This window comes from Labrys sp. E2SS-1L (assembly GCF_057073705.1).
On the sequence record NZ_CP172712.1, the window covers coordinates 1,611,291 to 1,631,851 of the forward strand.

The following is a 20,561-nucleotide window of genomic DNA, read 5'->3' on the forward strand; positions in this document are numbered from 1 at the left end:
TCAAAAAAAATCAGTCGAGCACTTTCAGCGCGAGATCCGTGATATCGGCCATGTCGTCATGCCGGCGGCCGGTCTTGCCGATCACGCGCATGCCGAGCAGGACGCACAGGAGGGTGCGCGCCGCCTGATGGGCCCCGAGATGCGGATTGACGGAGCCGTCTGCCTGCCCCTGGCGGATCAACTCGATCAACAGCGCCTCGTTGCGGCGCAGGGCCAGCGAGACCAGTTCGGAGAGGTCCTCGTCGAAGGTCACCAATTCGACGGCGCTGCCGACGACCAGGCAACCGCGGCGGCCTTCGAGATCATGGGCGGAATCGACATAGAAATCGAGCACGGCGCGCAGCCTTTCGCGGCCGGTGGCCAGGCCTTGGATGCGGCCGCGCAGGCCGGTATTGCGCAGCGAGGTATAGCGCTCGAGCGCTGCCACGAAGATGGCGCGCTTGTCCTTGAAGGCCTTGTAGAGGCTGCCTGCGGTCAGATCCATCGCCTTGGCGAGATCGGCGATCGAGGCGGCATGATAGCCGCGCTCGCGAAAGGCGAGGATGGCCTTGTCGAGCGCGGCGTCGAGATCGAACTCCCGGGGGCGGCCAGCCTGGCGCGGGGAATCGGTGAGGGAAATGGACATGCAGCGAGATTAGGAAATGATCGTTTCCTAATCAAGCGCCCCAATGAAGTGAAGAGGCGGACAGGATGTCCGCGGTCCCAGCCATATCGTTTCCGACACGACACTGACAAGGCTCGCACGTGAACGGCCGCGGCTGGGACCGCGGACGCCTCGTCCGCCTCTTGCCGCTTCAGCCCGTGACGGCCCCTTCGCTGGCCGGGCGGGCCAGCGCCGCGAACTTGGCGAGCACGCCGCGGGTATAGCGCGGGGCGGGCTGGCGCCAGGCGGCGCGGCGCTTGGCGAGCTCGGCCTCGTCGACTTCCAGCTGCAAGCTCTGGCGGCGGGCATCGATGGTGATGGTGTCGCCTTCCTGGACCAGGGCGATGGTGCCGCCCTCATAGGCCTCCGGCGTGACATGGCCGACCACCATGCCCCAGGTGCCGCCCGAGAAGCGCCCGTCGGTGATCAGGCCGACGCTGTCGCCGAGGCCGCGGCCGATGATGGCCGAGGTTGGCGCCAGCATTTCCGGCATGCCCGGCCCGCCCTTGGGGCCGAGATAGCGCAGCACCACGACGTCGCCGGGCTTGATCGCGTCCGATAGAATCGCGTCCATCGCCGACTTCTCGTCGTCGAACACGCGGGCCGGGCCGCTGATATAGGGGCTCTTCAGCCCGGTGATCTTGGCGACGGCGCCGCCCTCGGCGAGGTTGCCCTTGAGGATGGCCAGATGCCCTTCGCGATAGATCGCCTTGTCGATCGGGCGGATGACGTCCTGGTCAGCGCGCGGCTCGTCCGGCACCTGCGCCAATTCCTCGGCCAGGGTACGCCCGGTGATGGTGAGACAATCGCCGTGGAGGAGGCCGGCATTGAGCAGGATTTTCAGCACCTGCGGCACGCCGCCGGCCTTGTGCAGGTCGACTGCCATGTATTTGCCGGACGGCTTGAGATCGCAGAACACCGGCACCTTGCGGCGCATGCGCTCGAAATCGTCGAGCGTCCATTCGACCTCGGCGGCATGGGCGATGGCGAGATAATGCAGCACGGCATTGGTCGAGCCGCCGGTCGCCATGATCAGCGCCACCGCGTTCTCGATCGCCTTGCGGGTGACGATGTCGCGCGGCTTGATGCCCTTCTTCACCGCTTCCACCAGCACGCGGCCGGCCTCGGCGGCGCTGTCGATGATCTCCTGGTCGGGATTGGCCATGTTGGCCGAGTTGAGCAGCGCCATGCCGAGCGCCTCGAAGGAGGAGCTCATGGTGTTGGCGGTGTACATGCCGCCGCACGAACCGGTGGTGGGGCAGGCATTGCGCTCGATGCCGTCGAAATCCTCCTGGCTCATGGTGCCGGCCATGAAGGAGCCGACCGCCTCGAAGGCGGAGACGATGGAAAGGTCCTGGCCCTTCCAGCGGCCGGGCTTGATGGTGCCGCCATAGACATAGATCGCCGGGGCATTGGCGCGCAGGATGCCGATCATGCCGCCGGGCATGTTCTTGTCGCAGCCGCCGAGCACCAGCACGCCGTCCATCCATTGCCCCTGCACGGAGGTCTCGACGCAATCGGCGATGACCTCGCGCGAGACCAGCGAATATTTCATGCCTTCGGTGCCCATCGACATGCCGTCCGAGATGGTGGGCGTGCCGAAGAGCTGCGGATTGCCGCCGGCTTGCTTGATGGCGGCCGCAGCCGCGTCGGCCAGCGGCTGCAGGCCGGCATTGCAGGGCGTGATGGTGGAATGGCCGTTGGCGATGCCGATCATCGGCTTGGCGAAATCGGCCTTCTCGTAGCCGAGGGCGTAATACATGGCCCGGTTGGGGGAGCGGGCGACGCCCTCCGTGATGTGCCGGGAGCGTTCGTTGATCGGCATGGGATCCTCCATTGGCGGGCAAGCCGCATTCAAAATCCCGTCCATGCTAGAGCTGTTCCAATCGTTGGTAAAATATATGTTTCTGGCTATATTAGGTCGAAAAACATATTAATGAGCGATGGTACCTCATCGTGGAAGAAGACCATGGATCTGCGGCAGCTGCGCTATTTCCTCACCGTGGCGGAGGAGCTGCATTTCGGTCGAGCCGCCGAGCGGCTGGCGATGACGCAGCCGCCGCTCAGCCAGGCCATCCAGGCGCTGGAGGCCGAACTCGGCGTCAGGCTGTTCGTCCGCACCAAGCGCCATGTTGCGCTCACGCCGGTCGGGCGCGAATGGCAGGCCCATGCCCGGCGGGTGCTGGAGGACGCCAATGCCTTGCCGGAGATTGCCCGCCGCCTCTCGCGCGGGGAGGCGGGCCTGCTGCGGCTCGCCTTCGTCTCGACCGCCGACTACAGCCTGTTGCCTGACATGGTCAGCGCTTTCCGGGAGCGACACCCGGCCGTGCAACTGGCCCTCATGGAAATGACAAGCGACCTCCAGGTCGAGGCGCTGCTGGAAGGGACGATCGATGTCGGCATGGTGATCGCCTCTTCGCGCACGAGCCTGCCCGCGGCGCTCGACTACCGGCCGCTGCTGCGCGAACCGCTGGTCGCGGCCGTGCCCGAGGCCTGGATCGAGCAGAGGCGCGCGGGGTTCGCGGGACAGGCACTGCCGATCGACGCGCTGGTGGCGGCGCCCCTGATCCTGTTTCCGCGGCGCAGCGCGCCGGCTTTCCATGACCTCGTCTCCGGCTATTATGCCGCCCATGGCGCGCTGCTGCCGGTCAGGCAGGAGGCGATCCAGATGCAGACGATCATCAGCCTCGTCTCGGCCGGCATGGGGCTGGCGCTGGTGCCGCAGTCGTTGCGGCGCCTGCAGCGCCAGGGCGTGCGCTATCTGGCCTTGCGCGATGCTGCGCCCGTGATCGAGACCGGGCTGGCCTGGCGTCACGGCGATGGCGCGCCGGCCTTGCGGCGTTTCCTGGACGTCGCGGAAAAGCAAGCAAGCGGGAAGGAAGTCATCTGAATGTCCGTCATCATCCGACGCCTCGGCCCCGCTGATGGCGACGATTATCGAACCATTCGCCTCGCCGCGCTCGCCACGGCGCCGGAGGCGTTCGGCAGCACCTATGCGGCCGAGGTCGTCAGGCCGGCAGCCGCCTTCGCCGAGCGGCTGTCGCAGGCCGTGGTGTTCGGCGCCTATGGGGACGGTCAGATCGTCGGCATGGCCGGCTATCGACGCCATGACGGCCTCAAGGACCAGCACAAGGGCAGCGTCTGGGGCGTTTATGTCGAGCCGCGCTGGCGAGGGCAGGGTGTCGCCGGCGCGCTGATGGAAGCGGTGATCGAGGTCGCCCGCGGCGAGGTGGAGCAACTCCTCCTCGCTGTCGTCCAAGGCAATGATGGCGCTCTGGCGCTCTATCGCCGGCTCGGCTTCGAGGTCTATGGCGTGGAGCCACGGGCACTCAAGGCTGGGAACACCTATCTCGACGAGGCGCTGATGGTGCTTTTTCTTAAGCGCTGAGGGCCGCGCCGATACCCTATCCGGCCGGGAATTTCCTGGTTATAACCGATGTGTGGGCACCGCCTCACCGATTTCAACATGGAAGCGTGGAACCGTTCCGGCACCGCCCGAACAGGGGCTGCACGCTCCAAAGATCGAGGTTGAGCGATGAACGACATCGCCCCACACGGCATCCGCTTCGGGCGGATCGCCGCCATGCTGCCCGTCAAGGACATCCGGCGCGCCCATGATTTCTACGTCGGCGTCCTCGGCTTCGCCAAGACCTTCGAAAACGGCAATCCCGTCGGCTTCATGATACTCAAGCGCGACGATGCGGAACTGCATCTGACGCTGCAGCCGGGCCACAAGGCGCCGCCCTTCAACGTAGCGCATCTGATGGTCGACGACGCCGATGCGCTCCATGCCCTGTGCGAGGCCAATGGGCGGCGGATCATCAAACGCCTGCAGAACAAGGATTACGGCCTGCGAGCCTTCGTTTTCGAGGATCCCGACGGCAACCGCATCGATGTCGGGCAGCGCCTGTAGCCGGGCCGCAGGAATCGGGTTGCCGGCCCGCGGCCGGCAACGCACTCTCGCGCCTTTCGAGGCAGGACGAGCTGGCATGCATGCGTGGAGCGAGGACGAGGACTGGGCCGAGGCGGGCTCGAGGCGCGAACAGGAGGTGCGCGAGGCGCTGATTCGCGCGGTGGAGGAAACCCCACCCCAACTCAAGGGGCGCGACCTCCTCAAGGCTGATTGGATCGACACGCCCATCGGCGCCATGCTTGCAGTCGGCGATCGCCACGCTTTGCATCTCGTCGAGTTCTTCGATCGCAAGGCCCTGCCGGGCGAGTTGGCGCGCCTGCGCAAGGCGGCACGCTCGGCCATCGCCTTCGGGCGATCGGCGGCGATCGACGGCATCGAGGCCGAGCTGGCCGCTTATTTTGCCGGCCGCTCGCCAGTCTTCACCACGCCGCTCGCCATGCATGGCTCGGAGTTCACCAGGCAGGTCTGGCAGGGATTGAGGCGGATTCCGGCCGGCATCTGCCTGTCCTATGCCACCTTGGCCGGAAGCCTGGAGCGCCCGTCCGCCTTCCGCGCCGTGGCCCGGGCCAATGGCGCCAATCCGTTCGCCATCGTCGTGCCCTGCCACCGCCTGGTCGGCTCCGACGGAGCGCTCACCGGCTATGGCGGCGGCATCTGGCGCAAACGCTGGCTGATCGATCACGAAAAGCGCTGGGCTTGATTGCGAAAGGGCTGGGAGCGCCGGTTGAACGTCCATCGGTGTTGGGACGAAGGATTGGGCGAGATGATCGGATGCCGGTGACACTCGACGTGTGTGCCCCCTCGCCCCGTTCTTACGGGGAGAGGATAGAGGTGAGGGGTTACGCAAAGCGCTCAATTCCATGATGTCGCGCCGCCCCTCATCCTCACCTTCTCCCCGTAAGAACGGGGCGAAGGAGGCGGCTGGCGTCGCGTCTTTCGCTTTCTCCACAAAGCAATGGGCGAGCAAGTCCGCCCCAGGGAAGTGGCTTTGCAGGGCCTCGCTTGCTCTGTAAGAGGGGCGGGCCCTTTCCTCCAGAGCGGGATTTGGTGGAAAAGGCAGGAATCGCAAAGGCGCGCTTTGCTTCAGGAGACTCGTCCCCATGGCCCTACTTCTGTGCATCACCCAGTGGGAAGTCGAGCCCTGGCTCGAACGGCTGCGCCGCCTGGCGCCGGACCGCGACATTAGGGCCTGGCCCGATGTCGGCAATCCCGCCGACATCACCTATGCGGCCGTCTGGAAGCAGCCGCCGGGCCTGCTGGCGAGCCTGCCCAACCTGAAGGGCATCATCTCGCTCGGCGCCGGCGTCGACCATGTCCTGTCCGATCCGACCTTGCCCAACGTGCCGCTCGGCCGCGTGGTGGACGACAATCTCACCACCCGCATGAGCGAATGGGTGGTGATGCATGCCCTCATCCATCTGCGCAACCAGGCCGACTACTATCTGCTGCAGCGCCAGAAGCTCTGGCGCGAGGTGATGCCCTCGCCGGCGGCCCACGAGTTGCGGGTGGGGGTGATGGGGCTGGGTGTGCTCGGCGTCGATGCCATCGGCAAACTCAAGACCATGGGCTTCGATGTCGCCGGCTGGAGCCGGACGCCCAAGCAGATCGAGGGCGTGAAGACCTATGCCGGCGACGAGCTCGATGCCTTCCTCGGCCGCACGGATCTCCTGGTCAGCCTGCTGCCGCTGACGCCGGAGACCAGGGGCATCCTCAACCGGGCCTTGTTCGAGAAGCTCGCCCATGACGGCGTGCTCGGTGCGCCCATCCTGATGAATGCCGGCCGCGGTGGCCTGCAGGTGGAGGCCGACATCATCTCGGCGCTTGACGAAGGCGTGCTGCGGGCCGCGACGCTGGACGTGTTCGAGACGGAACCGCTTCCGGTGGATAACCCGCTCTGGGAGCACCCGCGCGTGACGATTACGCCCCACAACTCGGCGATCTCGGACGAAGACGCGGTGGGGCGTTTCGTGCTGCGCCAGATCGAGCGCCATGAGCGCGGGCTGCCCTTCGATGCGCCTGTGGACGCCGCCCGCCACTATTGATGCGAAAATGACCTGCTATTTCCCATAGTATTTTGATTTTGTTTGGGAAATTGAAGCCTGGGGACGTTTCGCGCGGATCGCTCCTTCGGCCTTCGGATGGCGGCGTGAAAATAATGTAACGTTGACGCCGCCGCCATACGGTCTTACCTAATGAGGGGGTGATCGCAGGGTGTGTCGCCAGTCATGGCTTGGGTTTGGCGGAGGCGATTTGGCCTCATCGACGCAAGCCATGACTGACGACACACGCTAAGGGTCACCACCCGGATGCAGGCCCCTTGGCCTGCCGTCTCAAGAAGCGGAGCGAAGCATGACGCTGCGTGTCTCAGGACAAAATCTCGACATTGGCGAAGCCTTGCGGACCCACGTTCAAGCGCGGGTCGCCGATAGCCTGTCGAAGTATTTTGACCAATCCTACACCGGCCAAGTCACCGTAAAGAAGGAGGGCACAGGTTTTCGGACTGATTGCCGCATTCACCTTCCCACCGGGCTCACCCTTCAGACCGAATCGATCGCGCATGACCCGCATGCCAGCGTCGATCTGGCGACGGAACGCCTGACCAAGCGGCTCAAACGCTACAAGCATCGCATCAAGGATTATCATGCCGGTCCGGACAACGCGACCGCGGCCGAGTCCACCGACTACGTCATTACGGCGCCGAGCGATGAGGAAAGCGCCGCCGAGGAGTTCACTCCGGTGATCGTGGCCGAGAACACCACCAAGATGAAGCGCCTGTCGGTGAGCGAGGCCGTTGTCGACCTCGATTTGACCGGTGCCGCGGCCCTCGTCTTCCGTCACGCTGGACATGGCCGCGTGAACGTGGTTTACCGCCGCCCCGACGGCCATATTGGCTGGATCGACCTGCCGCAGACAACGGCAGAGTCGACCTGACAGGCCCACCTGATCAAGCGCCCGCCTCCGAAGAATAGTTCTGAAGGGGCGGGCGCCAAGCTATTGAGCCGGCCCTTTCGCATGGGCTCCCGGCTCGAACCCCCACGAGGAATGCGATGCCTTTGAGTGATCTGCTGCCGCAGGATGCTGTGCTTCCGGCGCTGAGAGTAAACTCGAAAAAGCAGGCTCTGCAGGAAATCGCCGACCGTGCTGCTGCACTGACCGGCCTGGGCGAGCGAGAAATCTTCGATACGCTGCTCCAGAGAGAGCGCCTGGGATCGACCGGCGTCGGCAGCGGCATTGCCATTCCGCATGGCAAGCTGGCCAAGTTCAACCGGATCTTCGGCCTGTTCGCCCGCCTGGAGCGCCCGATCGACTTCGAGGCCCTGGATGGCCAGCCGGTCGACATCATCTTCCTGCTGCTGGCGCCCGAAAGCGCCGGTGCCGATCATCTGCGCGCCTTGTCGCGCATTGCCCGCATGCTGCGCGATCCCGGCATCGTACAGAAGCTGAGGGCCACCAGCGACGCAGCGGGCCTCTATTCGATCCTGTGCGAGGAGCCGGCATCGCACGCGGCTTGATTGATCGGAGCGCGGGCTTCCAGCCCGCTCTTTGAATGCAGATGCATGCAGGGGAGCAAGAGCGGGCAGGATGCCCGCGCTCCGCCCGTTCAGAAGTCTCCAAGCCCGAGCACGTCCGCCATCGAATAATAACCCGGCTTGCGGCCGAAGCCCCAGAGTACGGCCTTGAGGGCGCCCCTGGCGAACATGGTGCGGCTTTCGGCCTTGTGCGAGAATTCGAGCCGTTCGTTCTCGCCGGCGAAGATCACGCTGTGCTCGCCCACCACGGTGCCGCCGCGCAGTGTCGCAAAGCCGATATGACCCTTTTCGCGGGCGCCCGGATGGCCGTCGCGCACCCGGTCGGCATTGGCGTCGAGATCGATGCCGCGCCCTTCGGCGGCGGCCTGGCCCAGCATCAGGGCCGTGCCCGAGGGGGCGTCGACCTTGCGGTTGTGGTGCATTTCCAGGACTTCGATGTCGAAATCGGCATCCAGACTCTTGGCGACGCGCTTGACCACGGCGGCGAGCAGGTTGACGCCCAGGCTCATATTGCCGGACTGCACGATCACCGCGTGACGTGCCGCTGCCTTGAGACGGGCAAAGTCCTCCTTGGACAGGCCGGTGGTGCCGATCACATGCACGATACGCATCTGCGCCGCGAGAGCGGCCAGCTCGACGGTGGCGGCCGGGGCCGTGAAGTCGATGATGCCCTCGGCCGAGGTCAGCAGGCTGAGCGGATCGTCGGTAACGACGACGCCGTTGGCGTCGAGCCCGGCAAGCCGGCCCGCATCCTGGCCGATGGCGGGTGATCCCGTTCGCTCGATGGCGCCGGCGAGCACGACGCCCGGCGTCTCCGCGATCATGCGGATCAGGGTCTGCCCCATGCGCCCGGAGGCGCCTGCTACGACGAGCCGCATATCGGCCATGGTGAACTCCTTGCTTGCCGGGCGCGCGGACGTTCCATCCATAGGCGCTGGGAAAAGTGAAGGGCGCGACGCCAGCCACCCCTTCGCCCCGTTCTTACGGGGGAGATGGTAAGGATGAGGGGCGGCGCGACCGGATAGTCTGGACGCTTTGCGCAGTCCCTCACCCTTACCCTCTCCCCGCTTCGCAGGGCGAGGGAGACCTGACCGTTGCGCTTCTTCGCCGGTCTACCATCTCGCCCGACCGTTGTCCTAGAGCGTTTTTCAGAAAAGTTGATAGACCTTTCGATGAAGAAGGCGCACCAAAACAAGGAGTTAGAGAAAAGGTGCGATTAGCCGCGCGTGCGGGGTCATCTCAATGCCAACTCCATGATGATCGCCGTCGCCGGCGGTCCCTTGGCCCGGGCATAATAGGCTTGCCGCCTTGCGATCTCGTTGAAGCCATGGCGCTGATAAAGGCGGAGTGCCGCGACATTGTCTTCGGCGACCTCCAGGAACACCTTGTGCGCCCCTGCCGCTGCCAGCCGGCCGAGATGATGCTGCAGCAACAGGGTCGCCAGTCCCGCGCGTCGCGAGGATGGCGCGACGGCGACGGTGAGGATCTCGGCCTCGTCCACCACCAGGCGCGACAGGGCAAAGCCCGTCGGCGCTCCCTTGCCGCCCGGGCGGGAGAGATGGGCGATCGTCAGGCGATCGGCCAGCATGCGCTCGAACTCATGCGCATCCCAGCCGCGTTCGAAACCCGAGGCATGGATGGCGGCAAGACCTGCTGCATCGCCGGCCCTGGCATCGGTGACGACGGGAGGCTGTTTGCGGCCGAACCAGCTCATCGCCGTCTCCTCATAGCCGCGCGATCTGGCCGTTCTGCTGCGGCGTCGCGTCGGCCGGCTTGAGGTAGGTTGGCCTGGGCGGCGAGTCCGCGGGGTCGGCGAGCAGGCCGAGCCTGGCCACCCAGTCTATATCCGGCGCCGGGCTGGCATCGACGATCTGGCCGGCCGTACCGGCGGCCTTGGCTTCCTCGAACAGCAGCGGGGCAGCCGGCCCGGCCATCTTCACCGTCGCGGGGCCGAGCACGCGGGCCGCCTCGCGCAAGGGGATGCAGCCGGCCTCGACGATGCTGCGGCCGCGATTGGAGAAGAGTTCGAAATAGACATGGCCATGGCGCGCATCGATGGCGACGGCGACATGCTGGCCGTCATTCTCGTCGATATGGGGCGCGGCGATCGCCGCCAGGGTGGAGATGCCGACACAGGGCACGCGCAGCGACAAGGCGAAGGCCCGCGCCGCCGAGATGGCGACGCGCAGCCCGGTGAAGGAACCCGGCCCGACCGTGGTGGCGACCCGGTCGATCAGGGCAAACCCGCCCGAACGCTCGACGACATCGCGCACCAGTGGAATCAGCGCCTCGGCCTGGCCGCGCGCCATCGGCAATGTCTGCGAGACGATGGCGCCGTCGTCGGAATCGAACACGCTGGCCGAGCAGGCTTCGAGGGCTGTGTCGATGGCCAGGATACGCATGGAAAACACCTATGGCGCTTTACGATTTGGTGGATACCGGCAATCGCAACGACGCGTTCGAACGAGGAGCGAGAGCAAAAGAGCGCTTCCGTTTAAACGCGCTTTGCTCCAGGGGAGGGCCGGACCGTCCGGCAGCCGCCAAATTCCAGCGATATCGCAGGAGTTGGTGCCTGTGCAACGCTTTCCTGGGAATGCAGGCATCACAGGGGGCTCTCTCCCGGCAGTGCCCTCTCCCAGGTATTTCATTCTCCAAATGCGACGCGCCCTAAAGCGTTTTGCGATTTGATGGAATCACTTCGAATCGCAAAGACGCGTCTGAACAAAGAGTTAGAGAAAATAAGCGTTTATACTTGAACGCGTTTTGCCCTAAGGCACCAGCAGGTAGATCGGCAGATAGCCCTGATTCTGCAGCAGTTCGACCAGTTCGGCTACCGGAAAGGCGGCCAGGAACAGGCAGGCGTCGAGGAAGGTGCGCGTCACCAGCGAGGTCTGGATCTCCAGCGTCGGCACCGAGCGCCAGAGCGCGAAATTCGGCACGAAGCGGGGGACGCGGGCGCAATAGGCGTCATAGACCGCGCCGAACTTGTCGTGGAGGAACTGTTCCTCCTTGTGCGTCACGATGGTGAAGATCACCACCGTGATGGTGAAGACCAATGCCGCGGTGGTGACGGTGCCGAACTGGGCCCCTGCGCCGGCGGCACCGATGAAGGAGAAGAGGTAGAGCGGATTGCGGCAGATCGAATAGGGACCGTCCTCGACGATCAGCTGCTTCTTGCGTCCGCCGATATAGAGGGAGCACCAGGTGCGTCCGACGATGGCCACCACGATCAGCACCAGCCCGATGCTTTCGATGGTCTCGTGGAAACCGTGGCCGGCCTCGTCCTGCCAGAGGGAGTCGGTGAACAGCAGCACCACGAAGCCGAGTACGCCCAGGAGGCCGAGCACGATCCGGCGTATGGTCTGCACGGCATTGATGTCGACGGGAGTGCCGACATTGCCGCTGTCCTTGATATTGTTCATGAATCTGCTCGATTGGGGTTCCGGTCGCGCGACCAGCTCCCCAGCGTCACGCCAATGCCATCGTCCCGACACGGGACCGTCACGACTCTAGAGCAAAGCGCGTCTGGACGAAACGCCGTTTTGCTCCAACTCTTTGCTTCCAAGCCAATCCTTTCGGATTGGCTGAAACGTCTTTGCGATTCCTGGCGATTCCGCCAAATCGCACTTTGCTCTAGCGCGCCGCGTCGCGATCGTCCCTGCCGGCGCGCTGCCGCTGCTTCAAGCCGGGCGGTCGGGAATGGTGATCCGGAACGTCGCGCCGCCTCGGTCCGCCGTCTGCTCGAGCAGAGAGAGCGTGCCGCCATGGGCGCGCACGAGCTCGGCGGCGATCGCGAGGCCGAGGCCGGAGCCACCGGGGCGTGTGGAGCCCGAAAAGGCCTCGAACAGCTTCTGGCCGGCCTTCACCGAGACACCCGGACCATTGTCTGCCACGTCGATGGTCACGACGGCACCGTTCCGCCGCCCGCCGATCTCGATCCGGTTCGGCGAGGCGTCGGGTGCGACATGGCCGTCCAGGGCCTGCACGGCATTGCGGCACAGATTGAGCAGGACGCGTGAGAGCTGATCGGCGTCGGCATCGATCTGCAGGTCGGGCTCGAGCGTCTCCACCCAGATCAGCCGATCGTTCGCCTCGCCGAGGCCGAGCAACTGGCGTGTATCGGCGACGATGGGGGCGAGGGCGATCCGCCGTCGCGTGGGCAGTGGTTCGGAGGCGAGCCCATAGGACAGCGTCGACTGGCAGAAGGCGATAGCCCGGCCGATGGTCTGGATCAGTTTCGGCGCCAGCCGCTGCACGATGGGATCGTCGGTCTCGGTCAGGCGGTCGGAAAAGAGCTGCGCGGCCGCCAGCATGTTGCGCAGGTCGTGATTGATCTTGGAAACGGCGAGGCCGAGCGCCGCCAGGCGGCTCTTTTGCTGCAACATGCCGTGGAGCTGGCGCTGCATGGCGGCGAATTCGCGTTCCGCCACGCCGATTTCGTCGCTGCGGCCGGAAGCACGGATCACGCCTGCCTCATCCTCGGGGTCGGCGGCAAAACGCATCATGGCGCCGGTGAGCCGGCGCATCGGGCGCACGATGAACAAGCTGAGGGTGAGATAGATCAGGCCGGCGGTGATGGTGGAAATGGCGAGCGTGATCACCAGCCAGCGCCGGGCGAAGTCGTACATGCCCTGCTGGAGCGGCGTCTCGTCGACGACGATCTCGACATATTGCCCGTGCATGGGCGCATCGCCGACGACGCGGATGAAGCGACCCCTGGGCGCCAGCAGCGTGTCGAGCGCGTCGCCGATCGCCTCCATCGCCGTGAGGCTGCGCAGATCGGTGGCGATGGCCACGGTGGGAGGCATGTCGGAGGAAGCGAGCAATCGCTTGCTGTCGTCGGTCTTCAACGCCACCATCTTGGCACCCACCGAGGCAAGGATCTGCCGGGCGAGATCATCGGAAACCATGCCGTCGGGCGCCGCTTCCAGCACCAGCGCGGCGGTGATGGCGGAAGCGATGCGGTTGGAAAGCCAGTTGCGCCGATAGTTCGCCACCACCGGCAGGTAGACCAGCACCTCGGCCAGCAGGCCGAACAGGATGGTGAGCACGAGCAGGCGGGCCGACAGTCCGAAGCGGCCGGGCCTGTTGCCGGGCGGGGGGCTGGTGGTGGTGGAACGGGGCACGTCTTTGCCTTAAAGGAATTTAGGGAGGCTCGCCAGTGGGCTTGATGCGGTACACTTGCGTGTCTTCGAGTTGGCACAACCTTTGTCATTGCCGGGCTTGACCCGGCAATCCAGCCTCTTGCTCGATTGCGTCGGGGGACTGGATAGCCGGGTCAAGCCCGGCAATGACAAATCGGAGCGGTGTCTCCTCAAGCGAACGGCGTTCCACCCGCGCTTGCTTTTTTCTGGCTTTTTGGCCGCGCTTCGACTATAGGGCCGCATCCCGGCGCTGATGCGCTGGTTTTTGCCCGCCCCCGCCGACCCCGCTGGACGACATCCCGGCCGGGCCTTGGTGGACGGCGATCCTGGCCAGACGGCCCTTTCGTCGCAAGACGGTATCAGCAATCGCGCGCTCCGCGCCGCGATGCTTCATGAAAGGACGACCCGATGTCGATCAGCCAAGAGCGTAAGACCGCGCTCATCAAGGAATATGGCGCCAAGGCCGGTGACACCGGTTCTTCGGAAGTCCAGATCGCGATTCTCACCGAGCGCATCGTCAATCTGACCGGCCATTTCAAGTCGCATGTGAAGGACAACCACTCCCGTCGTGGCCTTCTCAAGATGGTGGCTCTGCGCCGCTCGCTGCTCGACTATCTCAAGTCGCGCGACGAAGCCCGCTACAAGTCGATCATCGAGCGTCTCGGCATCCGCCGCTAAGACTGATCAAGCCCGGAAGGCTCCATGCCTTTCGGGCTGTTCCATTTCAAGACCGGGACGCGGCGGCATGGGGCCGGCGCGAAAGCCCACGAGACCGGATAGGCAGCAGGCCATGGCAGGATCGCAGGAAGCAACCCTCGGACGTTGAACGCCAGGATGCTTCCCGCCATCTTGCGATGGCTGCTTTTGTTTCAGGCGCCATTGGTTGACGCCCTGCCTCATCCGGTCGATCCACAAGAGTAGGATTGATCCTTAATGTTCACAATTTATCGCGAAGAGCTGGAATGGGCCGGCCGCAAGCTGACCCTCGAAACCGGCAAGATCGCCCGTCAGGCCGACGGCGCCGTGCTTGCCACCTATGGCGACACCACGGTACTGGCCACTGTCGTCTCGGCCAAGGAGCCGAAGGCCGGCGTCGATTTCTTCCCGCTGACCGTCAACTACCAGGAAAAGGCCTTCGCGGCCGGCCGCATCCCCGGCGGCTATTTCAAGCGTGAAGGCCGCCCCTCCGAGCGCGAGACCCTGATCTCCCGCCTGATCGACCGCCCGATCCGCCCGCTCTTCGTCGACGGCTATCGCAACGACACCCAGGTCATCGTCACTGTCCTGTCGCATGACCTGATCAACGACACCGACGTCGTCTCGATGGTCGCCGCCTCGGCGGCCCTCACGCTGTCCGGCGTGCCCTTCATGGGCCCGGTCGGCGCTGCCAGCGTCGGTTTCATCGACGGCGCCCTCAAGCTCAACCCGACCATCGACGAGATGAAGGAATCCTCGCTCGAGCTCGTGGTCGCCGGCACCGCCGACGCCGTGCTGATGGTCGAGTCGGAAGCCAAGGAACTCTCCGAGCAGATCATGCTTGAGGCCGTGATGCTCGGCCACAAGGGCTTCCAGCCGGTGATCGAGGCGATCATCCGCCTGGCCGAAAAGGCCGCCAAGGAGCCGCGCGACTTCCAGCCTGCCGATCGTTCCGAGCTGGAGAAGGCCATGCTCGGCGTGGTCGAGGCCGATCTGCGCGCCGCCTATGCGATCACCGCCAAGCAGCAGCGCTATGCCGCCGTCGACGCCGCCAAGGCCAAGGTCGTCGCCCACTTCCTGCCGGAAGGCGTCGAGAATCCTGCCTATACCAAGCAGGAAATCGCCGAGGTGTTCAAGGAGCTGCAGGCCAAGGTCGTGCGCTGGAACATCCTCGACACCGGTACCCGCATCGACGGCCGCGACGTGAAGACGGTGCGCGCCATCGTCGCCGAAGCCGGCATCCTGCCGCGTACCCATGGTTCGGCCCTGTTCACCCGCGGCGAGACCCAGGCCCTGGCCGTCGCCACGCTGGGCACCGGCGATGACGAGCAGTTCGTCGACAGCCTGGAAGGCACCTACAAGCAGCGCTTCATGCTGCATTACAACTTCCCGCCCTATTCGGTCGGCGAGACCGGCCGCATGGGTTCGCCCGGCCGCCGTGAGATCGGCCATGGCAAGCTGGCTTGGCGCGCCGTCCATCCGATGCTGCCCCCGCAGCACGAGTTCCCCTACACCATCCGCGTCGTCTCCGAGATCACCGAGTCCAACGGCTCGTCCTCGATGGCCACGGTTTGCGGCACCTCGCTGGCCCTGATGGACGCCGGCGTGCCGCTGCGCGCCCCGGTTGCCGGCATCGCCATGGGCCTGATCCTGGAAGGCGAGCGCTTTGCCGTGCTCTCCGACATCCTGGGTGACGAGGACCATCTCGGTGACATGGACTTCAAGGTGGCCGGCACCGAAGGCGGCATCACCTCGCTGCAGATGGACATCAAGATCGCCGGCATCACCGAAGAGATCATGAAGGTCGCGCTGGAGCAGGCCAAGGGTGGCCGCCTCCACATCCTCGGCGAGATGGCCAAGGCCCTGTCCGGCGCCCGCGCCGAGCTCGGCGAGCATGCCCCGCGCATCGAAGTGATCACCATCCCGGTCGACAAGATCCGCGAAGTGATCGGCTCGGGCGGCAAGGTCATCCGCGAGATCGTCGAGAAGACCGGCGCCAAGGTCGACATCCAGGACGACGGCACCATCAAGGTCGCCTCGGCTTCGGGCACCGCGATCAAGGCCGCGATCAACTGGATCAAGTCGATTGCTTCCGAGCCCGAGCTCAACGCGATCTATGACGGCACCGTGGTCAAGACCACCGATTTCGGCGCCTTCGTCAACTTCTTCGGCGCCAAGGACGGCCTGGTTCACATCTCGCAGCTGGCTGCGAACCGCGTGAACAAGGTCACCGACGTGGTCAAGGAAGGCGACAAGGTCAAGGTCAAGCTGCTCGGCTTCGACGAGCGCGGCAAGGTCCGCCTGTCGATGAAGGCCGTCGATCAGGCCACCGGCGAAGACCTGGAAAAGAAGGCCAAGGCCGAAGGCGAAGCCGCTGCCGAGTAAGGCGGGCTTTCAAGCCGATACGATCAAGGGGCGTCCTTCGGGGCGCCCTTATTTTTGGGGCGGCCAGCGCTGGGCACCGTGGATGACGCGCAGAATTTCGATCTGCCGCGGCTTGTTGCGGATGCGATAGATGATCAGGAAAGGGGTGCGAGCGATCACGAGTTCGCGGGTGTTGCGCATGCGGCCAACCCTGCCCATCTCCGGATGGTCCTCAAGATTGCGCACCTGGCTTTGTATCTCGCCGAGTTGGTTGAGGGCTGCCGCGAGGCTATCCTTGGCGATATGCTCGATCAGGGCCGTGCGGGTTCGTTGTGCGGCCGGCAGCCAAATGAGCTTCATTTTTCGGCGTGCCGGATACGGGCGAGCAGATCGATCCGCTGACGCTCCATGTCGGCTTCCGCTTCCTCATGACTGACCCAGACGGTGTTCGGATCGTCGGCCTCGTCGAGCGCCTTCTGGATTTCCTCGCGGAACCAGGCGTCGTAGGCGGCCGCCTCATGAGCCTTGCGCAGGGCCTCGGCGCGGTCGGGTCGGGCCGGGGCCTTGGCGCTGCCGGGCTCATGGGCGGCGGCGTCGACGTCGAATTCGGCGATGCCGACATCCTTGAGATAGGAGACCAGGGTGTCGAGCCGCCGGAACAGGCGGGCATGGCGGCTACGCTGGGCGATTAGGGTACGCTGGTTCTTGCCGTAGCGTATCTCGACCGACCAACCTTCCGGGTGCCCCACGACATGCGCGCGGCGCACGGTGCCCGCCTCCACCAGTGTTGACAGCGTGGCGTGATCAATGGTTCCTGTCGTCATCGCAAAGCCTCAGTTGATAATTGCCAGATTATGCAATCAATTATTGTTTGCAAGGCCTGACAACAATTGGCTGAGGCTTTGAGCCGGTTATGCGGCCGTGGCTGGCCTCACCCGGTAGCGCGCGGCAGGCTTTGCCTGCGAGAGCTGGGGGGCGAGTGTCTGGCGGGCCGCCTCATAGGCATCCCAGTCGGCGATGTCGGGCAGGGCCGGGATGGTGGCGAGTTCGCCCTGGTTGAGGCCGGCGAGGGCGGCATCCACCATGTTCTCGGCCGACATCACGCCGACGCTTTCCGGCAATTGCTCGACGGGCACGCCGAGGACGTTCCAGAAATCGGTGGCGGTGGCACCGGGCAAGACGGCCTGGACGCGGATGTTCTTGTCGGCAAGTTCGTGGTGCAGGCTCTGGCTGAAGGCGAGCACATAGGCCTTGCTGCCGCCATAGACGCCGTTGAGCAGCTCCGGCGCGATCGCCACGATGGAGGCGATGTTGACGATGGTGCCGCCGCCGCGTTCGACCAGGCCGGGGACTGCGGCATAGGTCAGCCGGGTAAGCGCGGTGACGTTGAGGCTGATCATCTCCTCCATCTTCTCGACCGAGGCCTGGAGCAAGGGCGCCGCGCTGCCGAAGCCGGCATTGTTGACGAGCCCGGTGATGCTCTTGTCGCTCTTCAGCACGGCCTCGACGGCGGCAAGGCCCTCCTTGGCGTTGAGATCGGCGGCGAGGATGCGGACCTCGCGGCCGGTCGTCCTGCCGAGGCGATCGGCGAGGGCCTTGAGCTTGTCCTCGCTGCGGGCGACCAGGATCAGGTCATAGCCGCGATGGGCGAGGCGGTCGGCATAGACGGCGCCGATGCCGGAGGAGGCGCCCGTGATCAGCACGGTGCCTTTGGAGGTGGCGGACACTTTGGAGGCGGAGGACATGGGAAATCTCCATGGGTTGCAATGGCTGGAGATTAGATCCGCTGGCTTTTGTCTCAAATGTCATATATGCCACCTTTCAGGACAAGAACGGAGGCGTTCATGCAACGCGTCGGCTTTCTGATTTCACCCAATTTCCAGATGATGAGCTTTGCCGCGCTTTCGGCCTTCGAATTCGCCAATTATGCGGCGGACAAGGCGCTCTACGACATCGTCATCGTCTCGGAGAGCGGCGGCCCCGTGCGAAGTTCGATCGGCCCCAAGCTCGACAGTCTTTGCTTCGGCGAGCCTGACTTCGATACGCTGGTGGTCTGCGGCACGCCCGATGTCGATCCGCCGACGCCTGAGGTCGTCGATTATGTGCGGCGGTCGCCGGCGCGGTCGCGACGTGTCGCTTCAATCTGCACCGGCGCCTTCGTGCTCGCCGAGGCGGGGCTGCTCGATGGCCGGCGCGTGACCACCCATTGGCTTTGGGCACGCGATCTGCAGGCCCGCTTCCCGCGGCTCAAGGTGGATGAAGATCGCATCTTCATCGCCGACGGCCAGATCTGGACCTCGGCGGGCATGAGCGCGGGAGTCGATCTCGCCCTCGGCATGGTGGAGGAGGACCACGGCGCCGAGCTCGCCCGCATCGTGGCCCGCCAGCTCGTGCTCTATCACCGGCGTGGTGGCGGCCAGTCGCAGCATTCCAACCTGCTCGACCTCGACGCCAAGTCGGACCGGATCCAGACGGCGCTTACCTATGCCAGGCGCAATCTGCACACGCCGCTGACGGTAGAGCAGCTTGCCGAGGTCGCCCATCTCAGCCCGCGCCAGTTCAGCCGCGCCTTTCGCGCCGAGACCGGCCAGTCGCCGGCCAAGGCCGTGGAGACTCTGCGCGTCGAGGCGGCACGGCTGATGATGGAGCAGACCCTGCATCCCATCGACATCGTGGCTCAGGAAACCGGATTCGCCGATCGCGAGCGCATGCGCCGCGCCTTCCTGCGCGCCTTCGGCCAGCCGCCACAGGCGATCCGGCGGCTGGCCAAGGGCGCTGCGGCGTGACGGTGCCGGCGCTCGACTGTTTCGGACGTATCCTGGCAGCGGGCATGGCCGTGTTAGAGACGAGCCTGGGGCGGCGGAAGCGCCGGCCGATCATCCGGAGAGAATTCATGTCGCGCTGTCTGCGTCTTCTATTCCTCGCTTTTTCCTGCGTTTCCTCGCCAGCCCTGGCCGCGCAGGACAAGGCCGGTATGCCTTATCCCGCCGAGGCGCAGGGCGTGTGGACCCGCGACGTCGAGAGTTGCACCAGCAAGAAGGATTTGCGCGGCGAGGACCCGATCCGGATCGCGGTCGAGGGTAGGGAATGGACGGAGGAGGGCAGCATCGGGCGGGCCGGTGCCGTCACGCAGATCGCCAAGGATCCGCCGACCTGGCGCCTGCAGGTCTCCGAAGACAGCGAGGGGGAGACCTTCGACTACACGGTCATCCTGGTGAAGATCGGCAAGGAGCTGGCGACGGTTTCCCACGCCACCGTCGACGGCGAGAAAACGCCGCTGGTGCATACCTATCGCAAATGCGGATAGGATCGACCTATGGCGTTTTTGCTGAAAGCCGCTCGATGCCCGCGAAATGCGCCGAAATCGGGCGTTTGCGCCACCCTGCCTGTTGCTTTTCTCCCTGCTTGTCGCTATAGACCCGGCTTCCCCGCATCGACCGGCTGATAAGGGCTGCCGTGGCGATGTTGTTGGCTCGGGCGCTTTTCCAAAAGCACACGGCTTACCGGTGGCGGAACCCACAAGGTTTCGGCGCCTTTTTTATTCGGAGACGAGCAAAATGCCCAAGATGAAGACCAAGTCGGGCGCCAAAAAGCGCTTCAAGATCACGGGATCGGGCAAAGTGGTGCACGCTCAGCAGGGCAAGCGCCACGGCATGATCAAGCGTACCAACAAGCAGATCCGCAAGCTTCGCGGCACGCGCGTCCTCTTCAAGACGGACGGCGAAAACGTGAAGAAGTATTTCCTGCCGAACGGCTGATCGCCACGGCAACGCGAAACCTTAAGGAGATCAGCAGATGGCACGCGTGAAACGGGGCGTTACCGCCCATGCGAAGCACAAGAAGACACTCGACGCGGCGAAGGGCTTTTACGGCCGCCGCAAGAATACGATCCGTATCGCCAAGCAGGCGGTCGATCGTTCGATGCAATACGCCTATATCGGCCGCAAGCTCAAGAAGCGCAACATGCGCGCTCTGTGGATCCAGCGCGTCAATGCCGCTGTCCGCGAGCTCGGCCTGACCTACTCGAAGTTCATTGCCGGCCTGGCCAAGGCTGGTATCGAGATCGACCGCAAGGTGCTTTCCGACCTCGCCATCCGCGAGCCGGAAGCCTTCAAGGCCCTGGTCGAGAAGGTCAAGGCTGCTGCCTGAGCGCCCTTGATCGAACATGTTTCCTGAAAAACCCGCCGCGGCAACGCGGCGGGTTTTTCTTTTGGGCTTTCGAACCACGCCGAAGCCTGCACACTGAGGCAAGCCCCGGCAGCGATTCGGAG

The 20,561-nt window shown here is 64.9% G+C and carries 23 protein-coding genes; 13 read left to right on the forward strand and 10 right to left on the reverse strand.

From position 1 onward, the window contains the following. Nucleotides 1-10 precede the first annotated feature (10 nt). Both ACIGJE_RS07350 and ilvD read right to left on the reverse strand, forming a co-directional pair. Nucleotides 11-625: a TetR/AcrR family transcriptional regulator gene (locus ACIGJE_RS07350; protein WP_311943849.1), complete on the reverse strand. Its 615-nt coding sequence runs from the start codon at nucleotides 623-625 to the stop codon at nucleotides 11-13. A 169-nt stretch (nucleotides 626-794) separates the two neighbouring features. After that, nucleotides 795-2,468 carry a dihydroxy-acid dehydratase gene (gene ilvD / locus ACIGJE_RS07355; RefSeq protein WP_483679675.1) on the reverse strand — a complete coding sequence of 558 codons (1,674 nt, stop codon included), beginning with the start codon at nucleotides 2,466-2,468 and terminating at the stop codon, nucleotides 795-797. Nucleotides 2,469-2,612: 144 nt separating this feature from the next. Here ilvD and ACIGJE_RS07360 point away from each other — a divergent pair, with 144 nt between their 5' ends. The 7 genes from ACIGJE_RS07360 (at nucleotide 2,613) to ptsN (ending at nucleotide 8,068) form a co-directional block, all read left to right on the forward strand. Further along, nucleotides 2,613-3,533, forward strand: coding sequence for a LysR substrate-binding domain-containing protein (locus ACIGJE_RS07360; protein WP_415087299.1), 921 nt, complete (start codon nucleotides 2,613-2,615; stop codon nucleotides 3,531-3,533). Continuing rightward, nucleotides 3,534-4,031: a GNAT family N-acetyltransferase gene (locus ACIGJE_RS07365; protein ID WP_311943854.1), complete on the forward strand. Its 498-nt coding sequence runs from the start codon at nucleotides 3,534-3,536 to the stop codon at nucleotides 4,029-4,031. A 147-nt stretch (nucleotides 4,032-4,178) separates the two neighbouring features. Then, the gene (locus ACIGJE_RS07370) at nucleotides 4,179-4,556 is read left to right on the forward strand and encodes a glyoxalase superfamily protein (protein ID WP_311943855.1); all 378 of its coding nucleotides are present in this window, start codon (nucleotides 4,179-4,181) and stop codon (nucleotides 4,554-4,556) included. A 76-nt stretch (nucleotides 4,557-4,632) separates the two neighbouring features. Beyond that, the gene (locus tag ACIGJE_RS07375; protein ID WP_415087300.1) at nucleotides 4,633-5,256 is read left to right on the forward strand and encodes a methylated-DNA--[protein]-cysteine S-methyltransferase; all 624 of its coding nucleotides are present in this window, start codon (nucleotides 4,633-4,635) and stop codon (nucleotides 5,254-5,256) included. A 400-nt stretch (nucleotides 5,257-5,656) separates the two neighbouring features. Then, nucleotides 5,657-6,598 (forward strand): 2-hydroxyacid dehydrogenase, encoded by a 942-nt coding sequence (locus ACIGJE_RS07380; RefSeq protein ID WP_415087301.1) that lies wholly within the window; start codon nucleotides 5,657-5,659, stop codon nucleotides 6,596-6,598. Nucleotides 6,599-6,905: 307 nt separating this feature from the next. Beyond that, a complete protein-coding gene (hpf, locus tag ACIGJE_RS07385) occupies nucleotides 6,906-7,487 on the forward strand; it encodes a ribosome hibernation-promoting factor, HPF/YfiA family (protein WP_068290666.1) in 582 nt (193 codons plus the stop codon). A 116-nt stretch (nucleotides 7,488-7,603) separates the two neighbouring features. Continuing rightward, complete coding sequence (ptsN, locus tag ACIGJE_RS07390; protein WP_311943858.1) at nucleotides 7,604-8,068, forward strand: PTS IIA-like nitrogen regulatory protein PtsN; 465 nt, start codon at nucleotides 7,604-7,606, stop codon at nucleotides 8,066-8,068. Nucleotides 8,069-8,157: 89 nt separating this feature from the next. Here ptsN and dapB read toward each other — a convergent pair whose 3' ends face one another. The 5 genes from dapB to ACIGJE_RS07415 all read right to left on the reverse strand — a co-directional run bounded on the left by dapB (nucleotide 8,158) and on the right by ACIGJE_RS07415 (nucleotide 13,212). Further along, nucleotides 8,158-8,973, reverse strand: coding sequence for a 4-hydroxy-tetrahydrodipicolinate reductase (dapB, locus tag ACIGJE_RS07395; protein WP_367625592.1), 816 nt, complete (start codon nucleotides 8,971-8,973; stop codon nucleotides 8,158-8,160). A 347-nt stretch (nucleotides 8,974-9,320) separates the two neighbouring features. Beyond that, the gene (gene rimI / locus ACIGJE_RS07400; protein ID WP_367625593.1) at nucleotides 9,321-9,800 is read right to left on the reverse strand and encodes a ribosomal protein S18-alanine N-acetyltransferase; all 480 of its coding nucleotides are present in this window, start codon (nucleotides 9,798-9,800) and stop codon (nucleotides 9,321-9,323) included. 10 nt (nucleotides 9,801-9,810) lie between these two features. Continuing rightward, a complete protein-coding gene (gene tsaB / locus ACIGJE_RS07405) occupies nucleotides 9,811-10,488 on the reverse strand; it encodes a tRNA (adenosine(37)-N6)-threonylcarbamoyltransferase complex dimerization subunit type 1 TsaB (RefSeq protein WP_311943862.1) in 678 nt (225 codons plus the stop codon). 366 nt (nucleotides 10,489-10,854) lie between these two features. After that, nucleotides 10,855-11,508 carry a methyltransferase family protein gene (locus ACIGJE_RS07410; protein ID WP_311943863.1) on the reverse strand — a complete coding sequence of 218 codons (654 nt, stop codon included), beginning with the start codon at nucleotides 11,506-11,508 and terminating at the stop codon, nucleotides 10,855-10,857. A 258-nt stretch (nucleotides 11,509-11,766) separates the two neighbouring features. Beyond that, nucleotides 11,767-13,212, reverse strand: coding sequence for a sensor histidine kinase (locus tag ACIGJE_RS07415; RefSeq protein ID WP_367625594.1), 1,446 nt, complete (start codon nucleotides 13,210-13,212; stop codon nucleotides 11,767-11,769). Nucleotides 13,213-13,638: 426 nt separating this feature from the next. Here ACIGJE_RS07415 and rpsO point away from each other — a divergent pair, with 426 nt between their 5' ends. Further along, the gene (rpsO, locus tag ACIGJE_RS07420; RefSeq protein ID WP_311943867.1) at nucleotides 13,639-13,908 is read left to right on the forward strand and encodes a 30S ribosomal protein S15; all 270 of its coding nucleotides are present in this window, start codon (nucleotides 13,639-13,641) and stop codon (nucleotides 13,906-13,908) included. 255 nt (nucleotides 13,909-14,163) lie between these two features. Continuing rightward, the gene (gene pnp / locus ACIGJE_RS07425) at nucleotides 14,164-16,311 is read left to right on the forward strand and encodes a polyribonucleotide nucleotidyltransferase (RefSeq protein WP_311943869.1); all 2,148 of its coding nucleotides are present in this window, start codon (nucleotides 14,164-14,166) and stop codon (nucleotides 16,309-16,311) included. A gap of 48 nt (nucleotides 16,312-16,359) precedes the next feature. Here pnp and ACIGJE_RS07430 read toward each other — a convergent pair whose 3' ends face one another. The 3 genes from ACIGJE_RS07430 to ACIGJE_RS07440 all read right to left on the reverse strand — a co-directional run bounded on the left by ACIGJE_RS07430 (nucleotide 16,360) and on the right by ACIGJE_RS07440 (nucleotide 18,035). Next, complete coding sequence (locus ACIGJE_RS07430) at nucleotides 16,360-16,650, reverse strand: type II toxin-antitoxin system RelE/ParE family toxin (protein ID WP_415087365.1); 291 nt, start codon at nucleotides 16,648-16,650, stop codon at nucleotides 16,360-16,362. Then, nucleotides 16,647-17,114 (reverse strand): hypothetical protein, encoded by a 468-nt coding sequence (locus ACIGJE_RS07435; RefSeq protein WP_415087364.1) that lies wholly within the window; start codon nucleotides 17,112-17,114, stop codon nucleotides 16,647-16,649. Before ACIGJE_RS07435 ends, ACIGJE_RS07430 begins: the two co-directional genes overlap by 4 nt. Before the next feature lie 87 nt (nucleotides 17,115-17,201). Next, nucleotides 17,202-18,035 (reverse strand): SDR family NAD(P)-dependent oxidoreductase, encoded by an 834-nt coding sequence (locus tag ACIGJE_RS07440; protein ID WP_415087363.1) that lies wholly within the window; start codon nucleotides 18,033-18,035, stop codon nucleotides 17,202-17,204. 99 nt (nucleotides 18,036-18,134) lie between these two features. Here ACIGJE_RS07440 and ACIGJE_RS07445 point away from each other — a divergent pair, with 99 nt between their 5' ends. From ACIGJE_RS07445 to rplT, 4 genes are all read left to right on the forward strand, one after another. After that, entirely contained in the window at nucleotides 18,135-19,076 is a 942-nt protein-coding gene (locus tag ACIGJE_RS07445; protein ID WP_367625596.1) for a GlxA family transcriptional regulator, read from the forward strand. A gap of 107 nt (nucleotides 19,077-19,183) precedes the next feature. After that, the gene (locus ACIGJE_RS07450) at nucleotides 19,184-19,597 is read left to right on the forward strand and encodes a hypothetical protein (RefSeq protein ID WP_311943871.1); all 414 of its coding nucleotides are present in this window, start codon (nucleotides 19,184-19,186) and stop codon (nucleotides 19,595-19,597) included. A 250-nt stretch (nucleotides 19,598-19,847) separates the two neighbouring features. Continuing rightward, on the forward strand, nucleotides 19,848-20,048 hold the full coding sequence (gene rpmI / locus ACIGJE_RS07455; protein ID WP_311943873.1) for a 50S ribosomal protein L35: 201 nt from the start codon (nucleotides 19,848-19,850) through the stop codon (nucleotides 20,046-20,048). Between the two features lie 37 nt (nucleotides 20,049-20,085). Further along, nucleotides 20,086-20,439: a 50S ribosomal protein L20 gene (rplT, locus tag ACIGJE_RS07460; protein WP_311943875.1), complete on the forward strand. Its 354-nt coding sequence runs from the start codon at nucleotides 20,086-20,088 to the stop codon at nucleotides 20,437-20,439. Nucleotides 20,440-20,561: the final 122 nt, after the last annotated feature.

What these genes read in the sequence shown, in the direction of transcription:
- ACIGJE_RS07350 (WP_311943849.1), bottom strand. Translation starts at nt 625, where the DNA reads ATGTCCATTTCCCTCACCGATTCCCCGCGCCAGGCTGGCCGCCCCCGG.
- ilvD (WP_483679675.1), bottom strand. Translation starts at nt 2,468, where the DNA reads ATGCCGATCAACGAACGCTCCCGGCACATCACGGAGGGCGTCGCCCGC.
- ACIGJE_RS07360 (WP_415087299.1), top strand. Translation starts at nt 2,613, where the DNA reads ATGGATCTGCGGCAGCTGCGCTATTTCCTCACCGTGGCGGAGGAGCTG.
- ACIGJE_RS07365 (WP_311943854.1), top strand. Translation starts at nt 3,534, where the DNA reads ATGTCCGTCATCATCCGACGCCTCGGCCCCGCTGATGGCGACGATTAT.
- ACIGJE_RS07370 (WP_311943855.1), top strand. Translation starts at nt 4,179, where the DNA reads ATGAACGACATCGCCCCACACGGCATCCGCTTCGGGCGGATCGCCGCC.
- ACIGJE_RS07375 (WP_415087300.1), top strand. Translation starts at nt 4,633, where the DNA reads ATGCATGCGTGGAGCGAGGACGAGGACTGGGCCGAGGCGGGCTCGAGG.
- ACIGJE_RS07380 (WP_415087301.1), top strand. Translation starts at nt 5,657, where the DNA reads ATGGCCCTACTTCTGTGCATCACCCAGTGGGAAGTCGAGCCCTGGCTC.
- hpf (WP_068290666.1), top strand. Translation starts at nt 6,906, where the DNA reads ATGACGCTGCGTGTCTCAGGACAAAATCTCGACATTGGCGAAGCCTTG.
- ptsN (WP_311943858.1), top strand. Translation starts at nt 7,604, where the DNA reads ATGCCTTTGAGTGATCTGCTGCCGCAGGATGCTGTGCTTCCGGCGCTG.
- dapB (WP_367625592.1), bottom strand. Translation starts at nt 8,973, where the DNA reads ATGGCCGATATGCGGCTCGTCGTAGCAGGCGCCTCCGGGCGCATGGGG.
- rimI (WP_367625593.1), bottom strand. Translation starts at nt 9,800, where the DNA reads ATGAGCTGGTTCGGCCGCAAACAGCCTCCCGTCGTCACCGATGCCAGG.
- tsaB (WP_311943862.1), bottom strand. Translation starts at nt 10,488, where the DNA reads ATGCGTATCCTGGCCATCGACACAGCCCTCGAAGCCTGCTCGGCCAGC.
- ACIGJE_RS07410 (WP_311943863.1), bottom strand. Translation starts at nt 11,508, where the DNA reads ATGAACAATATCAAGGACAGCGGCAATGTCGGCACTCCCGTCGACATC.
- rpsO (WP_311943867.1), top strand. Translation starts at nt 13,639, where the DNA reads ATGTCGATCAGCCAAGAGCGTAAGACCGCGCTCATCAAGGAATATGGC.
- pnp (WP_311943869.1), top strand. Translation starts at nt 14,164, where the DNA reads ATGTTCACAATTTATCGCGAAGAGCTGGAATGGGCCGGCCGCAAGCTG.
- ACIGJE_RS07430 (WP_415087365.1), bottom strand. Translation starts at nt 16,650, where the DNA reads ATGAAGCTCATTTGGCTGCCGGCCGCACAACGAACCCGCACGGCCCTG.
- ACIGJE_RS07435 (WP_415087364.1), bottom strand. Translation starts at nt 17,114, where the DNA reads ATGACGACAGGAACCATTGATCACGCCACGCTGTCAACACTGGTGGAG.
- ACIGJE_RS07440 (WP_415087363.1), bottom strand. Translation starts at nt 18,035, where the DNA reads ATGTCCTCCGCCTCCAAAGTGTCCGCCACCTCCAAAGGCACCGTGCTG.
- ACIGJE_RS07445 (WP_367625596.1), top strand. Translation starts at nt 18,135, where the DNA reads ATGCAACGCGTCGGCTTTCTGATTTCACCCAATTTCCAGATGATGAGC.
- ACIGJE_RS07450 (WP_311943871.1), top strand. Translation starts at nt 19,184, where the DNA reads ATGTCGCGCTGTCTGCGTCTTCTATTCCTCGCTTTTTCCTGCGTTTCC.
- rpmI (WP_311943873.1), top strand. Translation starts at nt 19,848, where the DNA reads ATGCCCAAGATGAAGACCAAGTCGGGCGCCAAAAAGCGCTTCAAGATC.
- rplT (WP_311943875.1), top strand. Translation starts at nt 20,086, where the DNA reads ATGGCACGCGTGAAACGGGGCGTTACCGCCCATGCGAAGCACAAGAAG.